16 protein-coding genes and 1 other RNA gene are annotated in these 18122 nt (G+C 48.6%); 1 reads left to right on the top strand and 16 read right to left on the bottom strand.

Features of this window, described 5'->3' with window-relative positions:
• Window positions 1–76 precede the first annotated feature (76 nt).
• Genes LQE92_RS01575 through rd form a run of 3 tightly spaced genes read right to left on the bottom strand, consistent with a single transcriptional unit; the run spans window position 77 to window position 3226 of the window.
• Window positions 77–2605 (bottom strand): FAD-dependent oxidoreductase, encoded by a 2529-nt coding sequence (locus tag LQE92_RS01575; protein ID WP_231061256.1) that lies wholly within the window; start codon window positions 2603–2605, stop codon window positions 77–79.
• Between the two features lie 15 nt (window positions 2606–2620).
• On the bottom strand, window positions 2621–3022 hold the full coding sequence (locus LQE92_RS01580) for a bacteriohemerythrin (RefSeq protein ID WP_231061257.1): 402 nt from the start codon (window positions 3020–3022) through the stop codon (window positions 2621–2623).
• 42 nt (window positions 3023–3064) lie between these two features.
• Window positions 3065–3226: a rubredoxin gene (rd, locus tag LQE92_RS01585; RefSeq protein ID WP_231061258.1), complete on the bottom strand. Its 162-nt coding sequence runs from the start codon at window positions 3224–3226 to the stop codon at window positions 3065–3067.
• Window positions 3227–3358: 132 nt separating this feature from the next.
• Here rd and LQE92_RS01590 point away from each other — a divergent pair, with 132 nt between their 5' ends.
• The gene (locus tag LQE92_RS01590; RefSeq protein WP_231061259.1) at window positions 3359–4033 is read left to right on the top strand and encodes a Crp/Fnr family transcriptional regulator; all 675 of its coding nucleotides are present in this window, start codon (window positions 3359–3361) and stop codon (window positions 4031–4033) included.
• Between the two features lie 163 nt (window positions 4034–4196).
• On the opposite strand, the gene LQE92_RS01595 is transcribed toward LQE92_RS01590, so the two are convergent.
• The 13 genes from LQE92_RS01595 to rpoD all read right to left on the bottom strand — a co-directional run bounded on the left by LQE92_RS01595 (window position 4197) and on the right by rpoD (window position 18099).
• The gene (locus LQE92_RS01595; RefSeq protein ID WP_231061260.1) at window positions 4197–4685 is read right to left on the bottom strand and encodes a dihydrofolate reductase; all 489 of its coding nucleotides are present in this window, start codon (window positions 4683–4685) and stop codon (window positions 4197–4199) included.
• Window positions 4686–4703: 18 nt separating this feature from the next.
• The gene (gene thyA / locus LQE92_RS01600) at window positions 4704–5534 is read right to left on the bottom strand and encodes a thymidylate synthase (protein ID WP_231061261.1); all 831 of its coding nucleotides are present in this window, start codon (window positions 5532–5534) and stop codon (window positions 4704–4706) included.
• Window positions 5535–5556: 22 nt separating this feature from the next.
• Window positions 5557–7935: a ribonucleoside triphosphate reductase gene (locus tag LQE92_RS01605; RefSeq protein ID WP_231061262.1), complete on the bottom strand. Its 2379-nt coding sequence runs from the start codon at window positions 7933–7935 to the stop codon at window positions 5557–5559.
• Window positions 7936–8134: 199 nt separating this feature from the next.
• Window positions 8135–9370, bottom strand: coding sequence for a GTPase HflX (gene hflX / locus LQE92_RS01610; RefSeq protein ID WP_231061263.1), 1236 nt, complete (start codon window positions 9368–9370; stop codon window positions 8135–8137).
• A 59-nt stretch (window positions 9371–9429) separates the two neighbouring features.
• On the bottom strand, window positions 9430–10605 hold the full coding sequence (locus LQE92_RS01615) for a tetratricopeptide repeat protein (RefSeq protein ID WP_231061264.1): 1176 nt from the start codon (window positions 10603–10605) through the stop codon (window positions 9430–9432).
• A 9-nt stretch (window positions 10606–10614) separates the two neighbouring features.
• On the bottom strand, window positions 10615–11484 hold the full coding sequence (locus tag LQE92_RS01620; protein ID WP_231061265.1) for a DegV family protein: 870 nt from the start codon (window positions 11482–11484) through the stop codon (window positions 10615–10617).
• 45 nt (window positions 11485–11529) lie between these two features.
• Window positions 11530–12042, bottom strand: a complete 513-nt coding sequence (locus LQE92_RS01625; protein WP_231061266.1) for a dUTP diphosphatase — start codon at window positions 12040–12042, stop codon at window positions 11530–11532.
• Between the two features lie 173 nt (window positions 12043–12215).
• Entirely contained in the window at window positions 12216–12884 is a 669-nt protein-coding gene (locus tag LQE92_RS01630) for a YkgJ family cysteine cluster protein (protein WP_231061267.1), read from the bottom strand.
• A gap of 61 nt (window positions 12885–12945) precedes the next feature.
• Window positions 12946–13293: RNase P RNA component class A (rnpB, locus tag LQE92_RS01635), an RNA gene on the bottom strand.
• A 420-nt stretch (window positions 13294–13713) separates the two neighbouring features.
• Window positions 13714–15369, bottom strand: a complete 1656-nt coding sequence (locus LQE92_RS01640) for a nucleoside kinase (RefSeq protein WP_231061268.1) — start codon at window positions 15367–15369, stop codon at window positions 13714–13716.
• A gap of 24 nt (window positions 15370–15393) precedes the next feature.
• A complete protein-coding gene (locus tag LQE92_RS01645) occupies window positions 15394–16188 on the bottom strand; it encodes a Nif3-like dinuclear metal center hexameric protein (protein ID WP_231061269.1) in 795 nt (264 codons plus the stop codon).
• Between the two features lie 16 nt (window positions 16189–16204).
• On the bottom strand, window positions 16205–16966 hold the full coding sequence (locus LQE92_RS01650) for a tRNA (adenine(22)-N(1))-methyltransferase (RefSeq protein WP_231061270.1): 762 nt from the start codon (window positions 16964–16966) through the stop codon (window positions 16205–16207).
• 29 nt (window positions 16967–16995) lie between these two features.
• Complete coding sequence (gene rpoD / locus LQE92_RS01655) at window positions 16996–18099, bottom strand: RNA polymerase sigma factor RpoD (protein ID WP_147595595.1); 1104 nt, start codon at window positions 18097–18099, stop codon at window positions 16996–16998.
• Between the last annotated feature and the right edge of the window lie 23 nt (window positions 18100–18122).

Raw genomic sequence — 18122 nt, forward strand, 5'->3', positions numbered from 1 at the left:
CTTAAGCAATTCTACCAAAAAAAGTCCTGCAAGTCATTGGTCAACTTGCAGGACAAACTGATATTGTTTCATTTCATCAGGAAAATAATTCCCGGAAGCTTTTTCTCTTTTCCACTGCCTCTGTAAGCGCTGCCATCTTAGAGGTATCTCCGATCAGGATCACACCGCAGAGCTTGTTATTAAGAAAATAATACTTCTCATACTGCTTTCTTCCCATATCCTTGAATTCCACAGTCCTGTACACCAGATTCGGGTTTCTGCCGTTATCACCGACAGCGTAAAGGGAAGTATTCATACCGTTAAAGGTCAGCGCGGCAGGAACCATAGTATAGACCAGTTTTTCTCCAACAGCGTTTGCTCCCGCCACCTTTCCCTGCTCTGACGCTTGGGGCCAGATGGCATAATTGACGCCTTGGTACTGTGCACAATCCCCGCATGCAAAAATATCGGGAATGCTGGTTTCCATCCGTTCATTTACCACAACGGCCTGTTCTGTCTCCATGCCAATGGATTTGGCGAGCTGCGTATTGGCGCGGACTCCGCAGGAAATGATGACCAGTTCTGCCGGGATTACCGTTCCGTCGCCCAGCTTTACACCTGTTACGGTACCATCGCCCTCGATCGCGCTTATCTGTACGCCCGTATGAATGGATATTTCGCAGCTTTCACTGATCGCTTTCAGCAGATTGCCGGCGGCCTCGTCCAACTGGCGTCCCATCAGCTGAGGGGCCAGCTCCAATACAGTTACCATACATTTTGACTTTTTGAGTTCCCACGCCGCCTCAAGGCCCAGTACACCGCCTCCGATTACTACCGCATGCTTTACGTCCGGAAGCAGGGCCGCCACTTTCTTCGTATCTTCCAGACGGCGTATGGCCACCACTTCCCGTTTATCGGCGCCAGGAATAGGCGGAATAAAGCTTTCGGAACCCAGCGCGTAAATCAGCTTGGTATATTTGAATTTTGCTCCATCCGATAAAGTAACTTCCTTCTGGCCCGGTTCAATCTTCACCACTTCTCTGCCCAATATCTGGGCCACGTTATTTTCTTCGTACCAGCTTTCGTCTTCAATGGCCAACTGGTCAGCCTGAAGCTCAGACATGATAGACTTTGTGAGCATGGGCCGGTTATAAGCGCTGTAAGGCTCATTGGATATGAGGATCACAGAGCCGGTCTTGTCTCTTTCCCGAATCGCCTTTGCCGCGTTGAATCCCGCGGCTCCATTCCCCAGGATCACATAAAAATCCCTGGTGTTTCTGCTGAAATCCGTGACTGTTTCTTCCACAAATACGAAATTCTCTTTTCCCACCCCACAGACCGGACATATCTCAAGGGAAGAATCAAAAATCGCACCGCAGACCAGGCATTTCACTAATTTCCTGGCTCCCGTTTTCTTGGGATTTTCTTTATCCTGAAGCAGGCACCCGAAATTATATCCGTATTCATAAGCGTCGATCCGATCCACCTCACCGGGTTTAAATCTTACCCGGAAGCCATCGTCGGGAACACGCATACGCAGCTGTCTCAAACGCTCAATAATGTGAGGGACACCCTCTCCGCTCCAGCCATAGCTTCCGAAGGCACTGGCCAGCTTTCCGCCATGGGTTCCCGCAAATATGGAGGTGGTCAAATCCCAGATGGGCTTAAGTGCTTCTCCTACGATGGTCGGCGTACCAAATAGAATTCCGTCGGCAAATCCCAGCTCCTCCAGTACCTTCCCCTGATCCGCTGTGACCATATCATAGCTCCGGACCTCGATATCCCCGCTGTCCTGTATACCTTTTGTAATAATCTCCGCCAAAGCTTCGGTATAACCGTATGCACTCACATACGGAATGATGACCGTCTTCTTTTTGTTCGGATTGACTACCGTACACCACTCTTCATAAGTATTCAGCATGAAATCAATATTGGTGTCAAGGACCGGACCATGGCCGGTGCAGATCATCGAGATATCCAGCTCCCGAATCCGCTCCAGCGCTTTCAGCATGAACGGCTTGAACGGACCGATGATGCAGTCAAAATAATATTTGGTAGCCCGCATATAGCCTTCCTGGTCCGTCACCTTGCTGGCGAGAACATCCTGGAAACCGTAATGGGAACCAAAGGAATCACAGGTCACGAGAATCTGTTCTTCTTCAATATAAGTGTACATCGTATCCGGCCAATGAAGATTGGGGACAACCAAAAAACGAAGCGTCTTGTCACCAATCCTTATTTTTTCATTGTCCTTAACCGCGATGGCACAGAAATCCCGATTGACGATTTCTTTAAGGAAGCTGAGAGCGCACCCCGTAGCAATAATCTTCAGGCCCGGATTCAAATCCAGAAGCCGTTCCACACTGCCGGCGTGATCCGGTTCCGTATGATTCACCACCAGATAATCTATTTTGTCTATATCCGTAAGCTCTCTGAGCTTTTCCAGATAATCCTCATAAAACTTCTCTTTTGCTGTTTCAAACAGGATGGTATGCCCGCCCGTTTTCATAATGTACGAATTATAGGTGGTACCGAACTCCGTCTCCATGATGATATCGAAGACTCGGAGTTTATCATCCACAATGCCTGTCCAGTAAAAGTCTTTCCTCAGTTCCATTGTTTTCATCGCGCTATTTCCTTTTTATTTATTGACGTATTGTGCCACTTTTTTGTCCCATACCTGAATGTGATTCACAAACCATTCTGAAATGTTTTTGTTTACAGCCGCCACAAACGCATCCGTAGGTCCTTCTTCTTCCTCCAGCATTTCTCTCAGCTCTTCGATCGCCTTCGCAAACTGGGCATGCTGTTCTTTATGGCTCTTGACATCCGGATATCCGGACTCCTCCTGTAGCTTTTCCTCAGCGGAAAAATGAAATACTGTATAATCCATCAGGAAATCCAGAGTCTGGACCGCCACATTCTTCTCTTTTCCTTTCGCGCAGCTGTCCACCAGTTTATTGATGCGGTCGATCAGCTCCTGATGCTGTGTATCTATCATTTCGCTGCCTGTGACCAGGCTCTTGTCAAATACGATATTCATATCCTATATCCTCCCTTTTTCATCCGCCCAAAACAGCGTTTTTTATTCTTCCTCTACAAAGGAATCTTTACCCACTCCACAGACAGGGCACACCCAATCATCCGGCAGGTCTTCAAAAGCAGTTCCAGGCTGAATCCCGCTGTCAGGGTCTCCTACTTCCGGGTCATAAACATATCCACAGGGTTCACATACATATTTTTTCATTTTACTTCACCTTAACCTTTCTTTGATATATAATATTGTTAGATTTCTTTTTGTTATTCATAGTATATCCCATTTGAAAAATAAATCTGTTGCATATGCAACTTTATAAAAAAATTTTTGAGAGGAACCGCCATGCCCGCTAAAGTTTCTATTTTAGATCATATCAGCCAGGAAGAATATAAACGCATGATGGTCTGCTTCCGTGCCGTCGAACGAAACTATATGCCAGGAGAGATTATAACCACCTTTGGACAGGGCAGCGCTTTAGTCGGCATTCTTCTGGACGGTGAAGCAGTCGTCATGCGCACCCATTTCGATGGCCGTCAGACCATCCTGGAGCAGCTTGAGGAAGGGGATATCTTTGGAGAAACTCTGTCCGCCGCAGCCAGTGAAGCTTCCCTTATTCAAATTATCAGCTATAAAAAGACCAGGATTCAGTTCATCGATTACGGCCACCTGGTGAAGCGGTGCTCCAATGCCTGTTCCTTCCACAGCCAGCTGGTCAGCAACGCCCTGATGCTGATTTCCCAAAAAGCCGTTCATCTCAGTGAACGTCTGGACATTTTGAGCCAGCGCACCATACGGGACAAGCTCCTGTCATATTTCAGCCTGCTCTCCAGAAAAAACCATTCTGAATCCTTTGAGCTTCCCTTTACTATGAGTGATCTGGCCGACTACTTGTCAGTAGACAGAAGCGCCATGATGCGGGAATTGAAGAAAATGAGAGAAGAAGGACTGGTAAATGTGAACAAAAGAGCTGTTACCTTTCCCACAGCAAAACAGGAACTAAGCATGTGGAAAAGCTGATATATTTTGTACATAAATTAGACCGTCTCGTAATTTAAACGTTGTCAGAACCACCGGTTAGTAAACTGATTTTAGAGTGTTAGAAAAAGCGGGCAATAAGTCTTTGGACTTATCACCCGCTTTTTGCGCTTTCTATCGGCAGCCTCCCTTTTCGGTCAGCCGTCTATTTTCGGCGGTAAACGTTAAACGCAAACTCAATTCCTTCCTGCTGCTGTCTTTCTCCCTCCTCCGAAAGTTCCCATTCCGGCGATTCATCCAAGTCAGGAAAATACGTATCTGCCTCATAGCTTTTATAAACCCTCGTCACATATGCCGTATCACAGCAGGGCAGAAATTCTCTATAAATATGGCCTCCTCCGGCGATGAACACCTCACTTGCATCATACCGCTCCAGATATTCAAGCGTTTCTCCCACACTGTGAAGAACCACAGTACCTGCCCTGGAAAAATCCGGATTCCCCGACAGCACCACGTTAATCCTGTTTTTAAGGGGCTTCCCGCCGGGAAAGCTGTCCAGAGTCTTACGTCCCATTACCACGACATTTCCGGTGGTCATCTTCCGAAAGAACTTCATATCCTCCGGCAAATGCCATAGAAGAGCTCCGTCCCTGCCGATTGCCCAGTTCTCATCTGCTGCTACAATTATCTGCATACGCCCTCCTGCCGTTCGTCAAACTGCCACCGGTATCCGTTCTTTAAACGGATGATATTTATAATCCTTCAGTGAAAAACTGTCCACGGTAAACTGGTAAAAATCCGTAACAGTCTTGTCCATGACAAACTCCGGCGCCTCGTAAGGCTCCCTTTTTATGAGTTCCTCCACCATCGGAACATGCCGGTCGTAGATATGGGCATCTGCGATCACATGCACCAGCTCTCCCGGCTCAAGGCCTGATACTTGTGCAAACATACACAAAAGGACTGCATACTGACAAGTATTCCAGTTATTGGCCGTCAGCATGTCCTGGGAACGCTGATTTAAAATGCCGTTCAAGCGGTTTCCGGACACATTGAATGTCATGCTGTACGCGCACGGATACAGCATCATTTCATGAAGATCCTGATGGCTGAAAATGTTCGTCAGCATCCTGCGGCTGCTGGGATTATGCTTCAGATCATACAGCACCCTGTCTACCTGATCGAACATCCCTTCTTTATACTGATGCTTCACACCCAGCTGATATCCATAAGCCTTTCCTATGGTCCCATTCTCGTCCGTCCAGGAATCCCAGACATGACTTCCAAGCTCCGCCACACGGTTAGATTTTTTCTGCCAGATCCAAAGAATCTCATCAATAGCTCCCTTGAACGCGCTCTTTCTGATGGTGATAATGGGAAACTCCTTTGACAGATCATATCGGTTTACCACACCGAATTTCTTAATGGTATGAGCGGGAGCTCCGTCTTCCCACCTGGGCCTGACATCATATTCCGTATCCCACACACCGTTTTTCAAAATATCCCTGCACGTCTCAATAAAAACCTTATCCGCATAGCTCATGATCTGCTCCTTCCCCCATCTCTCAGCGTGCTTCCACATACCTCCGGATATTGGATGCGTTTACATACTTCTCCGTTTCGCTTCCCTGAACCACGACCAGCGTCGGGGCCTGCATCACGCCGTACTGCGCCGCAAGATCCATACGTTCTTCCGCGTCTATGACCTCATATTCCTCATCCTTCAGGAATTCTTTAGCCAGTTTGCAGTTAGGGCAGGTCTTCGTCGTAAACAGGTACTTAAGGACTGCTTTCACCTGTCCTTCTGCTTCTTTTTTCTCACAGTTCTCCTGGCTGTAAGTCACATTGCTTCCAGCTCCTTTTTTCATGCAGGAATTCACCGGATCATACACCTGGCGGTTCTTGTACTCCTGTGTCTTGCCTTCGTTCCAATTCTGCACCGGCCGGTAGTATCCCGTGATACGGCTGTACACTTCAGCCCGCTTTCCGCAGGTCGGACAGGTAAAATGTTCACCGGAGATATAGCCGTGCTCACTGCAGACAGAATAAGTAGGCGACATGGTATAATAAGGCAGACGGTAATTATCAGCAATCACACGCACCAGCTTCGCCGCCGCTTTCCAGTCTGGAAGCTTTTCGCCCAGAAACGCATGGAAAACCGTACCGGAAGTATATAAAGTCTGAAGTTCATCCTGAATATCCAAGGCGTCAAAAATATCCGCCGTATATTCCACCGGGAGATGAGAACTGTTGGTATAATAAGGAGTATCTCCCTCTTTCCCCGCTGTCCTGATATCCGGATACCGTTCTTTATCATGCTTGGCAAGACGGTATGTAGTGGACTCCGCAGGCGTCGCCTCCAGATTATAAAGATCTCCATACATCTCCTGATAATCGGAAAGTCTCTCCCTCATGTGGTTCAGCACATCCTTGGTAAACTTCTGAGTCTTTTCATCCGTCATATCTCCGCCCAGCCACTTCGCATTCAGGCCTACTTCATTCATGCCGATCAGGCCGATCGTGGAGAAATGATTGTCAAAAGTTCCAAGATAGCGTTTGGTATAAGGATAAAGGCCTTCATCCAAAAGCTTTGTGATAACGCTCCTCTTAGTTTTAAGGGAACGGGCCGAAATGTCCATCATCCGGTCAAGTCTGGCATAAAAGTCTGTCTCGTCCTCCGCCAGATATGCGATCCTCGGCATATTGATGGTGACCACTCCAATGCTGCCTGTACTTTCTCCAGATCCAAAGAATCCGCCTGTCTTTTTCCTGAGTTCTCTCAGATCCAGCCTCAGACGGCAGCACATACTGCGGACATCACTGGGTTCCATGTCACTGTTTATATAATTGGAAAAATACGGCGTCCCATACTTGGAAGTCATCTCAAACAGAAGACGGTTATTTTCCGTATCAGACCAGTCAAAATCATTAGTTATGGAATAAGTAGGAATCGGATACTGGAATCCGCGGCCGTTGGCATCCCCTTCGATCATGGTCTCAATGAAAGCCTTATTAACCATATCCATTTCTTTTTTGCAGTCTTTGTATTTGAAGTCCATCTCCCTGCCGCCGACAAGCGCCGGAAGCTCCGCCAGATCGGAAGGTACCGTCCAGTCCAATGTAATATTGGAAAAAGGCGCCTGGGTTCCCCATCTGCTTGGCGTATTGACTCCATAGATAAAGGACTCAATACATTTTTTCACTTCCCGGTAAGATAAATTGTCTGCCTTCACAAAGGGAGCCAAATATGTATCAAAGGAAGAAAACGCCTGGGCCCCTGCCCATTCATTCTGCATAATGCCCAGGAAATTCACCATCTGGTTGCAGAGCACGGACAGATGCTTGGCCGGAGACGATGTGATCTTTCCGTCAATTCCGCCCAGTCCATCCATGATCAGCTGTTTTAAAGACCATCCGGCACAATATCCAGTCAGCATGGAAAGGTCATGCAGATGGATATCCGCTCCTCTGTGAGCGTTTGCGACTTCTTCATCATATATTTCAGACAGCCAGTAATTCGCCGTAACGGCGCCTGAATTGCTAAGAATCAAGCCTCCTACGGAATATGTGACCGTAGAGTTTTCCTTCACTCTCCAGTCCTCAACCTTCACATAGCTGTTTACAACGTCGCTGTAATCCAGGATTGTGGACTTCATGTTGCGGATCTTTTCCCGCTGCTTCCTGTACAAAATATAAGCTTTCGCCACATCCGTATAGCCGGCCTGCTCCAGAACATGCTCCACACTGTCCTGGATCTGCTCCACGGTCACACGGCCGTCTTCGATCTTATTCTGAAAATCCGCTGTCACTCGCAGGGACAGAAGCTCCAGGATCTCTTCCGTATACATTTTATTTGTCGCCACAAATGCTTTGAGAACCGCGTCTTTTATTTTGTTCAGATTGAACTCCGCTATTTCTCCGTCTCGTTTAATTACGCTAAACATATAAATCCCCTTTCCGGCAAAACAAGGCTGGCTGCCTCAAGCCACATGATAGATTATAACAAAGGCCATATATTCCGTCAATAGGCAAACACAATATATATGTATTTTATTTTGTCCAAATACCACATCTAGTTTTCCAATATATGGAAAAAACCAGAGTTTCCGGTAATTCCGGGCTCTGGTCATCCAGAAAATAATCTTATATTTTTCCAATCAACTCTGCCGGCATATATGCCGTCACCGCAATGCCGTTTTCTTTATACTCCTCGGAAAGCAGCTGCCCATATTTTCGTATGAGCTGTATTTTACCAGCATCGCTGTAGGGGTAAAGCCGTTCCAGATATATCTTACTCTCCCGAAGGATCCTGGCCAAAAGCTCTTTGAGCTCCAGAAGGCCTGTACCGGTCTTTGCAGATATGCAAAGTGTTTCATCTGCCTGAAAATCCCGCAGGATAGGCAGCTCTTCCATCCGGTCAATCTTGTTGAACAGAGTGATGACCGTCTTTCCCATGACCTCAAGGCTCTTTAAAGTTTCATAAACCGTATGCATCTGAATATCCATGTACGGGTTGGACGCATCCACCACATGAAGAATCATATCCGCATATTTGGCTTCCTCCAGAGTACTTTTAAACGCTTCAACAAGATGATGGGGCAGCTTGCGGATAAACCCAACCGTATCCGTCAAAAGAACGGTCTCACCGTCCGGAAGGGGAAGCTCTCTCGTCGTGGGATCCAGGGTGGCAAACAGCTTGTCCTCGGACAGCACGTCCGCGTCAGTAAGCGTGTTGAGGAGCGTCGACTTTCCGGCATTGGTATAACCTACAATCGCAGCCACCGGCATATGGTTCCGTTCCCTCTGCTTCCTGGTCGTCTCCCTGTGCCGCTTCACATCCTCAAGTTCCGCCTTCAGCGCGGATATTCTCTGGTGAATCAGACGGCGGTCAACCTCCAGCTTTTTTTCTCCCGGCCCTCTGGTTCCAATGCCGCCGCCCAGCCGGGACAGCGAATTGCGGAGTCCTACCAGCCTGGCGGCCCGATAGCGGAGCTGCGCCAGCTCCACCTGAATCTTCCCCTCTCTGGTGGACGCCCTTGAAGCAAAGATATCCAGGATGACCAGAGTGCGGTCCATCACCTTTACATCCAGGAGACTTTCAAGGTTCCGAAGCTGCGCCGGAGAAAGCTCGTCATCGCAGACGATCCCGGTGGCTCCTTCCGCATCCAGATAATCCTTCAGTTCGGAAATCTTCCCGGTACCCAGGTAAGTACCGGGATGCACCGCTTCCCGGTTCTGGATCAATGTCCCCACCGAAACGGCTCCCGCCGTTTTCACCAACTCAGAGAGCTCTTTAAGAGACGCCTCGGTATCATCGCCGTCACTGGTGCTGACACCGACTAAAATCACGCGTTCTTCTATTTCTTTTATATCGATCATATTCCCTCATATACGACATACCTAATTCCCCGTCCTGTCATTTCAGGGCCGGGCCGGCGTCACTGCTGCCTCGTTTCCAAAAAGGCGATCTCATGGTCAATCTTCTCATTGCTGCCATAGGTGTCCCGATAAGCAGTGAATTTCTGCAGGGCAGTCTGGAAATCACCCAGGTATTCATAACAGGCCGCCTCCACATATGACAGCTCCTGCATAAGCGAACCGTCATTTTCAGAGATGCCCGACTGTGCGTCTGACAGTGCCTGCTGGTAATTTTCAAGACGCATCTGGCAGAGTGCCATCTGATAATACACAGATGATTTACTCGACGCGCCTGCCAGCGCCTGCTCAAATGCATGATTAGCCGACTCGCCGTCTCCCAGTGCCTCGCAGGCCAGTCCCAAGTAAATCCAGGTATTTCCGTCCCGCTCTTCTTCCTTTACCTGCCCCAGCTCAGTCCTTGCCTCTTCGTAATTCCCAAGAAGATACTGAATCGCTCCCCTGTTTCTCTGCTCCTCCGCAGACTTTGCCTTAAAGCCCAGCGCCGTCTCCAGATAAGGAATCCCATCTTCCGTGCGCCCGTTCTCCTCCAGCGTCAGATACATATCCACGTAGTAATCCATATCCGCGGGAGCCAGATCCATTACTTTATCGAAATCTGTTTTCGCATTGTCCAGATTTCCGGACGCTGCATAAGCCTTTCCTCTCAGAAAGTAATACTCCGGATTTTTCTCATCCATGGAGATCAGCGTACTATAATCCTCAACTGCGGCTTCGTGGTTTCCGTTCCGGCTCTCCGCCTCAGCTTTATAAAGATAGATATCGGTACGAAGCTCCTCCTGATTTTTTTTCATCCCCAGAACATTTAATGCCGCTTCAAAATAATGGACGGCTTCTTCATAGTTTTCTTCCTGATAGCAGACGATTCCCATGGCCCGGTACACTCCAGGGTCTTCGGGAGCCAGACTGATGCCATGGGTCAGAGAAACTCTCGCCCCGTCGTAATCTCCATCAGCCAGCTGCGCCATACCTTTATTGGTATAGTATTCTGCCCGCTCTCCATCTTTCTGGATGGCTTCTTCAAAGGATGCAATGGCCTCTTCATACTGTCCATCCCCATAAAGGGAAAGCCCTTTTTTATTCTCATCACTGCCTTTTCCGCCGGCACAGGAGGCCAGAAGAAGGACACACAGGCAGGCCAGAAGGCCCGCCCGGATTTTTTTCCATCGTTCTTTCATAATTTCCTCTTACCGTTTATTTCCCATATAGAAAAGCGCCATGGTGCCGGGACCGGAATGTGCACCGATAACGGCGCTGACATAGCTGATATAAAAATTCTTGGGGCCAAATTTTTCCTCAATCAGCTCCGCCACATATTTAGCATCCTCCAGGCAGTCTCCGTGGCTGATAAAGATATCTTCGTTCTCGTCTTCAAACCCTTTGATCGTCTTTTCCATATTGGATACCAGGGCCTGAAGGGACTTCTTCCGTCCCCTTACATTACACAAGGAAACGAGCTTGCCTTCATCATCCACATGGAGCACCGGCTTCACATTGATCAGGGTTCCCAGGACCGCCGTAGTCTTGGATACCCGGCCGCCTCTGTGAAGGTGGTGGAGGTCGTCCACAGTAAACTGGTGGCATACATTCAGCTTATGGTCCTCCAGCCACTTTGCCGCTTCCTCAAGGGATTTCCCCCCGTCTCTAAGTTTGAGCGCCTTATGTACGAAAAGGCCCTCTCCCATGGAAGCGCACAGAGAATCAATCACGATGATCTTCCTGTCCGGAAACTCTTCCTTCAGATCGTTGGCTGCGATCACAGCATTCTGATAGCTGGCGCTGAGTCCGGATGAAAAAGCAAGATACAGAATATCTTTTCCTGCTTCCAAGTGCCTGCGCATGGCATTTCCCGCGTCTTCCGGATTTACTGCCATAGTGGTGGGCATGCTCCCCGCCCGCATCTTCTGATAAAAATCCTGAATACTCAGCAGATGCTCTCCTCCATAAATAGTACCTTCCAGATTATAAAATAAATTCAGCACATCCAGATCGTGCTCCTTGATATACTCCTCCGGCAGATCAGATGCCGAATCCGTCATAATTACATATTCGCTCATAGTCCTCTCCTTATCCTATTTCTATTTTAATCATCATCCCGCAGTTCATACTCCGGTGCTTCCGAAACCGCCGTTCCTCACGGCTGCCGCATCGTCATCCTCTGTGATCCCAAATTCCATGAAAATCCCCTGGGCAAATCCGCTTCCTGCTTCCAGGCGGAGCTCCTTTCCCTCTCTGCTGTCATTGGTGATCTTAATGAATATGTGACCTTCATTCTCAGAATGATAATAATCACTGTCCACTATGCCGACTGTGTTGTTCATCTGAAGCCTGTATTTAAAGCCAAGGCCGCTTCTCGGATAAATCTGAAGTACCCAGCCTTCTTCCATCGCAGCGCGGATCCCCGTCGGGATTTTGACAGACTCTCCCGGCTTCAGGCAGATGGGGACCGGAGTGATGAAATCATAGCCCGCCGATCCGGATGTAGCCCTCTTCGGCACCTCGGCCATTTCATATGCCGCTTCACAGGACGCTCTCTCTTCTTGTCCGAAGGTATCCAGAAAATCCTTACTGAACTGGGACCTGCTGACCTTTTCAAACCGTGCAATCCGTTTCATATTATTTCCCCGCTTTTGTTTTTTACTCTTCCATTGTACCATGGATTGTATCTGATGCAACCCCATTTTTTCAATTTATAGAATCCAAATCTGGATTAAACACTTTGCATTCGGCATCACATAGCTTTCTTCATCATATATTGCGGTATCGAAAGCCCTGTTCCGCATGATTATCACCATCCTAATGCTGAAACCAGCTTTTTTGCCTTGGCAAGCCGTTCCTCAAACTGAATATAGAAATCTGCTTCCGTATCGTATGATTCCGCATAAAACAGATTCAGCATAAAAGTGTTTACATCCTTTTGAAGCGCTTCATCCCCGCTCCCGGCAAAATGCTCTTTCAGTTCCTTGAGAAAATTATGCCACTCCAGGATAAAACGCTCATACTGTCCGGCGTCCGGAATATCAATCCACTTCTTCACCTTTATTTTCGTCCGGATGGATTTCGGACATTGGCGGCTTTGTAAATAATACCGGAACGAATTTCCCTCATAATATCTCCCCAGAGGAAAAATACGGCAGAGACCGGGACGGTAAGCATGGACGGAGCATCTGCCACGATCATTCAAAAAAACACAGCTCTCCTCCAGGCCTGTCATTTTAAGGTTCGGTAGGATGATTCCCTCCTCCACATGGAGCTCCGCGTTTTCCTCGAGCAGTTCTTTAAAGGTTGCAGAAAGGCCTTTTAAAAGGCGGTGTACATCCAGAGGATCCAGAATCACAGAGTTTCCCATACCCTGACAGCAGACGGAACACCCCGCGCATCCTCCGCAGTCGGCCTTTACCATGTCATTTAATCCATATAACCGTTCTATTTCATCGATATGAACCTCTCTCTTCATATTTCCTCCAAAGAATTGAAAAACGGCCCAGCGGCCGTTCACGGGACATTCCCTTGTTTTCAATATGAGCAGGACTATAAGCCGGGTTCTGTCGCGAATGGTCATCTATCTAGGCCTGCCGTCACCGGAAGGCTCAAGCAACCTACCCGAAAGCAGACGGGCCGTCTTATGCTTTCTGTTCGGTCTTGCTTCGGATGGGGTTTACATATGCCTCCCCTGTTACCAGGAGAGCGGTAGTCTCTTACACTGCCCTTCCAACCTTACCGGTTCAAAGCCGGCGGTATATTTCTGTTGCACTATCCTTGGAGTCGCCTCCACCGGATGTTATCCGGCATCCTGCCCTGTGAAGCCCGGACTTTCCTCGCCTGCCGCTTTTCAGCACTGCAGCCGCGACCATTCATCCTGCTCTGTGGTATCATAACACAAGCCGTTCAGAAATTCAAGAAAAAACAAACGAAAACCATTGGAGCGGCCCCTGCACCGCCAGTACTATGCCCTGCACAGGGCAATGCAAGGTATAAACTTTAACGGTATCTTGACATCCATCCATCCCCGATTGTGATATAGTATTAGTAGGAAGGAAGGTGATTATATGATGTGCACGATACTTGTAGGACTTGTTTTTATCACGGTTACTGTGAAGATGGGGCTTCCATTGTTCTTGTACCTGAAAGATATGAATAAGGACGGCACACCTTTATGATTTCGCCGGCATAGTATTTTTATATGTACTTTCCATATTGAATTCGAGAAAAGAAGGCCTGCCGAGAGCTGCTCCGGCGGGCCTTTTATTTATATATATAAGAGGAAAGGGAGTTTAAAGTTACACTCAAACGTGGAAGCAGCTTCCCCCGATGAATTCTCTCAAAAGAGAGTTTTTCGGTATGTCTTCACTGACCACAGTCAGGAAATAGTCAAAGAATTTGAGCAGCCGCTTTGCCTCCATATATTCCGGCGCGTCCTTGGGTATCCCGAAAAGAAGCGGCTCTGCATAAGGCTTTAAGACTGCCAGTTCATAGATCAATGCAGAGTTGAATACCACGTCTGCCGATTCCTGATAAGGAAATATATTTTCCTCCTCGCCTCTGCGGACAGAAGGCCACATGGCGATGGTGTCCTTCGCCGCCGTGCCTCTGGTACGCGCATCTCTCACCATACGCCTTATCAGACGCCCGTCTGTGCTCGGTATCCGGTTATGCTCGTCAATATTCAGCTGAGTGAGTGCGCTGATATAAATCTTGAATTTATTTTCCGGAGGAAGACTGTAAGACAGTTTGTCATTGAGTCCGTGGATACCCTCCACGACCAGGATATCATCCGGCCCCATCGTCAAAGTATCGCCTTTATATTCCCGTCTTCCCTTCTTGAAATTAAACGTGGGCATCGCAACTGTCTTTCCTTCCAGCAGAGCGCACATGTCCTGATTGAACTGCTTTACATCTATGGCTTCCAGACATTCATAGTTATATTCCCCAAATTCATCCCTGGGAGTATTTTCCCGGTTCACAAAATAATTGTCCACTGCAATGGGATGCGGTTCAAGACCTAAAGTCCGCAGCTGGATAGACAGCCTGTGGGAAAAGGTCGTCTTCCCGGAGGAAGAGGGACCCGCGATCATCACAAATTTCCGTTTCCGGTCCCTTGCGATCTCTGTGGCAATCTCTCCCAGCCGCTTTTCCATCAGAGCTTCCTGCACGAGAATCAGTTCGGTCATCCCTCCGCTCACGATCCGGTCATTCAGATCCCCCACGGTGTCCACGCCAAGAGCTTCTCCCCATTTGGAGGACTCCTTCTGGCACTGATATACCTTCTCTCCGGGTTCAAAATCTGGCACCTCTTCCGGATTTTTCTGCGTAGGCATCTGGATGACGATGCCACCATCATAATAATAGAGCTTAAAATATTTCAAATATCCGGTATTGCATACCATATATCCATAATAGTAATCCTCAAATTCCCGGATGCTGTATATATTCACCTTAGATACTCTCCGGTAATGGAACAGCTTCTCCTTGTCATACATCTTATATTTACCGAACAGGTCCACTGCTTCATCGGTGGAAACACTCCGTTTCATCAGAGGCAGCTTTTCTTCCACCAGCTCCTTCATTTTCTGAGAAACGGCCTCCACAAATGCCTCATCCACCTGAATATTGCCCCGTATATCCACATACACGCCTTTGCTGATTGCAAAATCCACCAGCACCTTATCCAGGACATCTCTTCCTGCAGCCGCATAGATCGCCTTCACTAAAAGGAAGATCATACTGCGCCTGTACGTCTGAAATCCTGGCTTATCCGCCGCAGTAAAAAATTCGATTATGCTCCCGTCCCTTACTTTCTTATGTAGCTCCGACAGCTTCCCGTTCACAGACGCCAGAAGAATGTCATGGGAATAATCCTGTCTTACGCGCTCTGACAATTCCAGAAGTGTGGCTCCCTCCTCCACCTGCATTTCCTTTCCGCCGCATGTTACTGTCCACATAATATCAACCCCTTTCTGCCTGCATCATATTATCTCATAAGGATATGAAACAGGAGCTTTCTTTATCACAAGACCGAATCCGGCCATTTCCAGCTCTTTTGCAACTGCATCCACAAAAATATGCTCCAGACCGTAATGCCCCGCATCTATGAGAGAAAGTCCGTCCGCCATCAGATCAAGCCCCTCATGATGACCCATATCGCCGGTGATCAGTACCTCCGCGGCCGCTTCCACAGCAGGAATCTGCATGCTTTTTCCTGATCCCGGTGAAACAGCAATACGTCTTACCAGCCGTTTTTTGTCTTCACTATAAACAGTGACTGCCGGTATACAGAAACGTTCCTTCACAAACTGTGACAGCTCTACAACGGTCATGGCTTCTGCCAAAGAGCCTGTTTTGCCGATTCCCACCGGGACTCCTTCATGCTCTCCCATGGCCTCAAGGGGCAGACATCCCCGCAGCCCCAGGCATTCTGCCGCCAGGTCTGCCATGCCTCCCTCCGCTATATCAAAATTAGTATGGCCCGCATAATAGGAAATATCCGCCTGCAAAAGCTTCAGGACCCGTCTTCCCACCGACGCCTCATCACTGACCTTTTTTATGGCTCCAAAAATCAGCGGATGATGAGTGATCAGCATATCTGCTTTCTCCTGCACAGCCGCTTCTATTACTTCATCTGTAGCATCCAGAGCCACATATACGCACCGCACTTCTTTGTCCGCCCTCCCGGCGAGCAGGCCTACGTTATCCCAGTCACAGGCTAGTGATTCCGGCCATTTTTTGTCAAACCACGCTTTTATCTCACGGCACTTTTTCATACGACCGCCTCCTTTGTCATTTCTTCCGGCTCTCTTGCCTAGTTTTTTCCGTTCCTGCCTGGATAAGCGCTTCCTGAACAGCCAGAATCTCCCTGTCTATCTCCAGAAGGCGTTCATCAGCCTTCTTTGTTCCCGCTTCCATTAACGTATCCCGAATCTTTTTCAGAGTGTCCTCTTCTTTTTTCAGGTATTCCAAAAAAACTGATTTCCCCGTCCGAAGCAGATACCTGCCGTATTTCTCTTCTATGTAAGACCAGGGCTCCTCATCCAGCTCCAGAGTTTCTTTTCCATCTACGATTTCCGGTAAATATCCCGCCTTTATGACAACATAGTACTTTCCTTCCTCTTCTGCCATGTCCTCCGCAAATATCTGATATCCATTCTCCAAAAGATAGCGCCGGACCTCTGAAATCTCCGATTGAGGTGATAATACCAGCCTCCGCAGCCCGGCCGCAGTCCTTTTTCCTTTTTCTAAGATCCGGATTGTCAGCATTCCTCCCATGCCGGCAATCACAGCTGTGTCGGCTTCTCCAGGCTCCAGCCCTTCCAGGCCGTCACTTTTCCGGAGAGAAATCTGTGCCTCCAGCCCGTGCTCCTCAATGTGCGCTTTCGCGCGAAGAAGTGGTCCCTCATTGATATCCATAGCGATCGCAGAGGGTATCACCCCCTGTTCTACCAGCCAGATCGGCAGATATCCATGATCCGTGCCAATATCGGCCAAACGGCTCCCCGAATCCACCATGGCCCCAATGGCTGTCAGCCTCTTTGATAACTCCATCTGTCTTTCGTTCTCCTTATACCCTGTGTCTATTCCAGATAATCCTTAAGCTTTTTGCTCCTGCTCGGATGCCTAAGCTTCCGGAGAGCCTTTGCTTCAATCTGCCGGATCCGCTCTCTTGTCACATTAAATTCTTTTCCCACTTCCTCCAGGGTCCGCCCCTCTCCATCGATCAGCCCGAACCGCATACACAAAACTTGCCGCTCTCTGTCTGTCAACGTATGGAGGACCTCCCCCAGCTGTTCTCTCAGCATACTAAACGCGGCCGCCTCGGCTGGAACTTGAATGCTCTCGTCCTGTATGAAATCCGCCAAATGGCTGTCTTCCTCTTCACCCACCGGAGTTTCCAGAGAGACCGGCTCCATGGAAAACTTCATGATCTCCCTTACCCGCTCTTCTGGAAGGTTCATCCGTTCTGCAATCTCATCGGGCTGAGGATCCCTTCCATATTCCTGTAAAAGCTGTCTGGATGTGCGGATCACCCGGTTGATCGTCTCGACCATATGGACCGGTATGCGGATCGTCCTGCCCTGGTCGGCTATGGCCCTTGTGATCGCCTGCCTGATCCACCAGGTTGCGTAAGTGCTGAACTTGTATCCCTTTTTATAATCAAACTTCTCCACGGCTTTCATAAGCCCCAGATTTCCCTCCTGGATCAGATCCAGAAACTGCATGCCGCGTCCCGCATACCGCTTTGCGATGCTCACGACCAGTCTAAGGTTCGCTTCAGCCAGACGTCTTCCGGCTTCTTCATCTCCCTCTTCGATTCTTTTTGCGAGAGAAAGCTCTTCTCCCGTCGTTAAAAGAGGGATCTTCCCGATCTCCTTCAGATACATCCGAACCGGGTCTTCTGACGAAGGCCCCTCTATATTCACCGTCTCCTGAAATTCCGTCTCTGTTTTGTCTCCTTCCTCATCCGAAAGGAAAAGAAGCTCTTCTTCTGCTATTTCACTGCGTACTTCCACGCCTCCGGCCTCCAGCACCTGAAATGTCTTATCGATACAGTCCGCATTCAGACTGTCATCTCCAAGCACTTCCATGATGTCCTGGTAATCCAAGGTATTTTTCCTCTGTGCCGCCAGCTTCAAAAGCTTAGCCAGCTTGTCCTCCAGCCGGAGCCCCACCGCTTCCATATAACTCCCATCCTTCCGTAACC

Source organism: Lientehia hominis (assembly GCF_021044755.1).
Lineage (GTDB): Bacteria > Bacillota > Clostridia > Lachnospirales > Lachnospiraceae > Lientehia > Lientehia hominis.